Raw genomic sequence first — 5,204 nt, forward strand, 5'->3', positions numbered from 1 at the left:
CAAGGCTTTAAGGTGATCGTTCAGGCTGAAAAGCGATTGAGGTTCCATCGGTAGGCTCCGAGCGAGGGACCCCATCAGTGAATCACAGCAAAACTGAACGGGCGAGGGTTTTTGCGGGTGTCCAGCTGTGTGCGTCGCTGCTGGAAGGCGGGCTCACGCCGAGCCTGGGGATGGTGCGCGAAGCGTTGCGGGTGGCGCGTGTGCCGGTGTTTGTGATGGTGCGCCCGCGCGGTGGGGATTTTCTCTATTCCGAGGTGGAATTCGCCGCGATGCGGGAGGATGTGAAAATCCTCCGGGAGATGGGCGTTCCGGGGGTGGTGTTCGGCTGTTTGACTGCCGAGGGGCAGATCGATACGGCGCGGATGGGCGCGCTTGTCGAGGCCGCCCGCCCGATGCAGGTTACGTGTCACCGCGCCTTCGATATGGTGCCCGACCCGGTGGCGGCGCTGGAGGCCCTGATTGCGCTGGGGGTGGAGCGGGTGTTGACCTCCGGCCTCGCCGATAGCGCTGTGGAGGGGCTCGAAACCCTGCGCGAAACGGTCGAGGCGGCGCGCGGGCGCATCAAGATCATGGCCTGCGGCGGCCTTACGCCCGAAACCATCGCGCCGGTGTGGCAGGCGACCCAGGCTGACGAGCTGCATTTCGCCGCCCTCGTTGATACCCCCAGCGGCATGCGCTTTCGGAATCCCAAAATCGGCATGGGCGGCACCGATCTTGAGCGCGAATATACCAACCGCGTGACCGACGCCGATTTGGTGCGCCGGACCATCGCGGCCTTGGGGGCCTAAGCCCCCACCTCTCCCCTACATTCCGCCCAAAACATCGTCGGAATATTTCTGGTTAATCGCGTCGTAGCGGCCATTGCTTTTGAGAATGGCGAGGCCCTTATTGAACGCCTCGCAGTGGGCGGTATTCCAGAACTGCGCCCCAACCCAGGCGGTGGCAAAATAGGGGTGGCGCTCGATATCGCGCACGGCATAGAGGTTGCCCTGGGATTCGGCTTTGGCGGTCCAGAGGAATAGCCGCCAATCGAGAATTCCAATATCGATGCGGTCGTTCAGCAGCAGCTTGCTGATGCGGGTAATATCGGCTTCTTCCCGATAGTCTCTGGCTTTGGCGACGGCACCGGGATACTCGGGATAATCGGGCACGAAATAATCTTTAGCCCCTAAGAAAGCGCCAACGCGCTGCCCTTGCAACCCATCCAGGGTTTTGAGGCTATAGTTATTCTTTTTCAAGGCAACTAGGGTTGGCTGGTAATTGGCGTAATTTTCGGTACGGCAACTTTCTTTTGCCTTATCGCCGAAATAATACAGCACGCCATCCACCTTCTTTTCTTCGAAGGAGGCAAAGGCGCGGCGGTTCGGCAGAAACACCGGCTTTGCCGTTTGGCCCGCCGCCGAGAAAATCTCGGTGATCAGATCGACGAAAATGCCGCTTTTGGTTTCTTCGATCATATAGGGGGGCTGATGGGTAACGGCAAAAGTGATCTCAGTAGCGTTCGCGGCACAGGGAAGGGCCAATAATAGGGGCAGCAAAAAGCGCATTTCATTCCATCTCTGCAAAAGCGTTATCGAACTAGATCATGCCCCATCATGGGTAGATCGAAACTGTACAGCGCTATCCGACAGAGTTTTTAGCTAATTTAACATTAAGGTGTCAGTTAGTTGGATTTCCCTCGCGCATCGACGCGGTTTCTGCGCGGGCGCGCGCATCATAGAGTTGCAGTAGGTCCTCGCTGGTAAAAATCCCTTCGATTCCGATTGATGATCGGCAGGGCGTTGATCCGCGTAAAGAACCATGGGGTCGGCATGTGTTTTATAGAGCCCCCTTAAACCGGACAGGGACAGAGCCCCTTACGCAACCCGAACCGTCCCGACAACAGGCCCGCGCCGTCGCCCTGGCCCGCTGGTTCATTTCGGCTTGGGTTCGGCCATTGTGTGACTTTTCGTTATTCATAAGACCAATGTATTTACAATAAGATTTTGCCTCAAAAAAATACGCGCTTTTAAGCGATAAGGTTAGCCAGGCCAATATTATCGCAAGCATAAAACAGCCTGCCTGTGGATAGCACAGACAGGCTCGCCGCGAGATCTATACGGCCCGACACTAATCAGGCTTTGCGCGTTAAATACCGATTATAGCGCTTCTCCAGCAGCGCAAAAATCCGCGCCACCGCCCAGATGAGCACCAGATAGAAGGGCACCAGGACCAGATAGACCTTCGAATCATAGGTTTGGGTGAAGGCGCGACCGGCGGCCCCCATCAGGTCCAGCATCGTCACTAGGCTGACGAGGGAGGTAGCCTTCATCGTCAGGATAGTTTCGTTCGACAGGGCGGGAATGGCGATGCGCAGGCCGCGCGGCAGCAGAATGCGGCGGGTGAGCAGCTTGGGCGACATGCCGCAGGCCAGGGCCGCCTCGCGCTCGCCATTCGGCACCGCCTGAATGCCGCCGCGAATCGGTTCGGCCATATAGGCCGCCGTATTCAGGGTGAAGGCGATCAGCGCCAACATGAAGGGCGTATTCAGCAGCGGCCAGAAAAACGACTCGCGCATCGCCGCAACATCGCCACCGTAAAGCTGCATCAGAATCGAGGGCAGGCCGTAATAGATCAGGAAAATCTGCACCAGCAGCGGCGAGCCGCGGAAACAGACCGAGTAAACGAGCGCGGTCCCAGCAATCAGCCAATTCTTCGACAGGCGGGCGAGCGCCAGCGGAATCGCCAGGAAAAAGCCTAAGAGGCAGGACAGAACGGTCAACTGAACCGTCGTCCACAGCCCGCGTAGGAACTGCGGCCAATAGTTTTGAGCAAGCTCAAGAAGGGAGGAGATTAATTCCATTCGCTTAACCCATCCGCACGCCGCGACGGGATTTCTGTTCCATCCAACGCAGGAACACAGTTGAAATCACGGTAATGGCAATAAAAATCAGCGCTGTAACCGAATAAAAGGTGAAGGGCGATTTTGTGACGGCGGTGGCGATTTGGGTTTTCCGCAGCAATTCCTGCAAGCCCACCACGGAGACCAAGGAGGTATCCTTAATCAGCACCAGCCAAAGATTTCCCAATCCCGGCAGGGCGTAGCGCCACACCTGCGGCAATTGAATCCGCCGGAAAACCAACCAGGGCGACATGCCGAAACTTTTGGCGGCTTCAATCTGCCCCACGGGAATCGCCAAAAACGCGCCGCGAAAGGTTTCGGAGGCGTAGGAGCCAAACACCAAGGACAATGCCGCGACGCCCGCCGTAAACCCATCGACCTCAACATACTCATCGAACAGCGCGTTGAATAGATTCTGCACGCCATAATAAAGAATGAGAATGGTCAGAAGTTCAGGCAAACCACGCAGCAGATTGGTGAAAACATCCACCCCCCGCGCCAACCAACGGATCGGCGAGAGTTTCGCCATCGCCGCCGCGAGCCCAATAAGAATGCCGAAGAACAGCGAGGCGACCGCAAGCTGCGCCGTCATCAGCAGCCCTTCGAGCAACTGGGGGCCGAACCCCTGAAGATCAAACATTCCGCTCCCTCTCCAGACTGGTTTGCACACGTTCTTCGAGCGTGCGGCCAGACTTTTCGCGCGTCTATCGAAATCGACAGAGCCGCCTTTGGCTTTGCCAGAAAATACCAATGCGCAGGGTGGCCCCTACACAGGGCCGGGGCGAGCCCCCCGAAGACAATTGGGGCGGCACTCTGCGCCGCCCCAATCCCGATTCCAGCCCGCGCGGTTTAGCGGATATCGAAATCGAAATACTTGTTGTTGATCTTCGTGTAGGTGCCGTTGGCCTTCACGGCCGCAAGCGCCTTATTGAAGGCATCGACCAGATCCTTTTCGCCCTTCCGCACAGCGATACCGGCACCATTGCCCAGGATCGGATCGCGAATAAAGTCGCCGATGCGCTCGAACTTGGCCGAACCGCCATTCGCTTTGATCCACTCATCAACCACGGCGCTATCGGCCATGACGACATCGAGACGACCGTTGGCGAGATCGAGGTTGGCTTCTTCCTGCGTCTTATACTGCTTCAGGGTCACGTCTTTATAACGAGCTTCCATGAACTGTGCGTGGATGGTTTCCACCTGCACGCCCACGGTCTTACCGCTCAGGGCGTTCTGCTTCAGGCCTGAACCCTTACGCGCCACCATCATACCCGGCGTGAAGTAGTAACGATCGGAGAAATCGACTTGCTCTTTGCGCTTTTCGTTGATGGACATGGAGGCAATGATAGCATCGAACTTTTTGGCCTTCAGCGCGGGGATAATACCGTCCCAATCCTGAGTGACCCATTCGCACTTGCGCTTCATTTCGGCGCAGAGGGCATTGCCGATATCGATATCGAAGCCCTTCACCTTGCCGTCTTTATCGATAAAATTGAACGGCGGGTAAGCGCCTTCGGTGCCCAGACGCAGGGTTTTTGCGCTTTGGGCGTAGGCGCCCGAGGTTAGCGCCACGCCCAAGGTGGCCAAAGCCAGTACAATCTTCTTCACGGTCACTCTCCCAAGTTCCAACGTAAAACCAAATCCCGTTTGGGATTCTATCCCTTTAGCGATGACGACAGGAATTGCCGGCATCGATCCGATTTGGGGTTGCCCAACACGTCGGCTGGGGTCCCCTCTTCTTCCACCCGCCCTTGGTGCAGGAAGACCACCTTATTGGAGACCTCCCGGGCGAATCCGATTTCGTGCGTCACGACCAGCATGGTGCGCCCTTCGGCGGCCAGATCGCGCATCACTTTCAAAACTTCCCCGACCAGCTCAGGATCGAGCGCCGAGGTGGGCTCGTCGAATAATAAAGCATCCGGGTCCATGGCGAGCGCGCGGGCAATCGCCACGCGCTGCTGCTGCCCGCCCGAAAGCTCCATGGGGTAGCCGTCCTTTTTCGCGACGACGCCGACCTTCTCCAGCATCGCTTCGGCCTTCGCAATCGCAGCCTTACGCTCCATGCCCAGCACGTGAATGGGCGCTTCGATGACGTTTTCCAAAACCGTCATATGCTGCCAAAGGTTAAACTGCTGAAACACCATGGAAAGCTTCTGGCGCAACCGTTCCACCTGCCGGGGATTGGCGGGCACGCGCAGGCCGCGCCGCGTGGTCATTTCAATCACTTCGCCCTTGACCGATACAATCCCGTCATCGGGCGTTTCGAGCAGGTTGATGCAGCGCAGGAAAGTGCTTTTGCCCGAGCCGGAGGAGCCAAAGCACT

General features: G+C 57.5%; 6 protein-coding genes. 1 reads left to right on the plus strand and 5 read right to left on the minus strand.

From position 1 onward, the window contains the following. Nucleotides 1-77 precede the first annotated feature (77 nt). Nucleotides 78-788: a copper homeostasis protein CutC gene (locus ACIQ36_RS18050; protein ID WP_395831898.1), complete on the plus strand. Its 711-nt coding sequence runs from the start codon at nt 78-80 to the stop codon at nt 786-788. 15 nt (nt 789-803) lie between these two features. Here the strand turns inward: ACIQ36_RS18050 and ACIQ36_RS18055 are convergent, their stop codons facing one another. From ACIQ36_RS18055 to ACIQ36_RS18075, 5 genes are all read right to left on the minus strand, one after another. Continuing rightward, entirely contained in the window at nt 804-1,547 is a 744-nt protein-coding gene (locus tag ACIQ36_RS18055) for a substrate-binding periplasmic protein (protein ID WP_395831900.1), read from the minus strand. 566 nt (nt 1,548-2,113) lie between these two features. Beyond that, on the minus strand, nt 2,114-2,842 hold the full coding sequence (locus ACIQ36_RS18060) for an ABC transporter permease (RefSeq protein ID WP_395831902.1): 729 nt from the start codon (nt 2,840-2,842) through the stop codon (nt 2,114-2,116). Between the two features lie 4 nt (nt 2,843-2,846). Further along, nucleotides 2,847-3,521 carry an ABC transporter permease gene (locus tag ACIQ36_RS18065; protein ID WP_395831904.1) on the minus strand — a complete coding sequence of 225 codons (675 nt, stop codon included), beginning with the start codon at nt 3,519-3,521 and terminating at the stop codon, nt 2,847-2,849. A gap of 209 nt (nt 3,522-3,730) precedes the next feature. Next, nucleotides 3,731-4,489, minus strand: a complete 759-nt coding sequence (locus ACIQ36_RS18070; protein WP_395831906.1) for a lysine/arginine/ornithine ABC transporter substrate-binding protein — start codon at nt 4,487-4,489, stop codon at nt 3,731-3,733. Nucleotides 4,490-4,536: 47 nt separating this feature from the next. Beyond that, a partial coding sequence (locus ACIQ36_RS18075; RefSeq protein WP_395831908.1) for an ABC transporter ATP-binding protein occupies nt 4,537-5,204 on the minus strand: 668 nt, incomplete at its 5' end.

This window comes from Elstera sp. (assembly GCF_044372965.1).
In the GTDB taxonomy this organism is placed as follows: Bacteria; Pseudomonadota; Alphaproteobacteria; order Elsterales; family Elsteraceae; genus Elstera.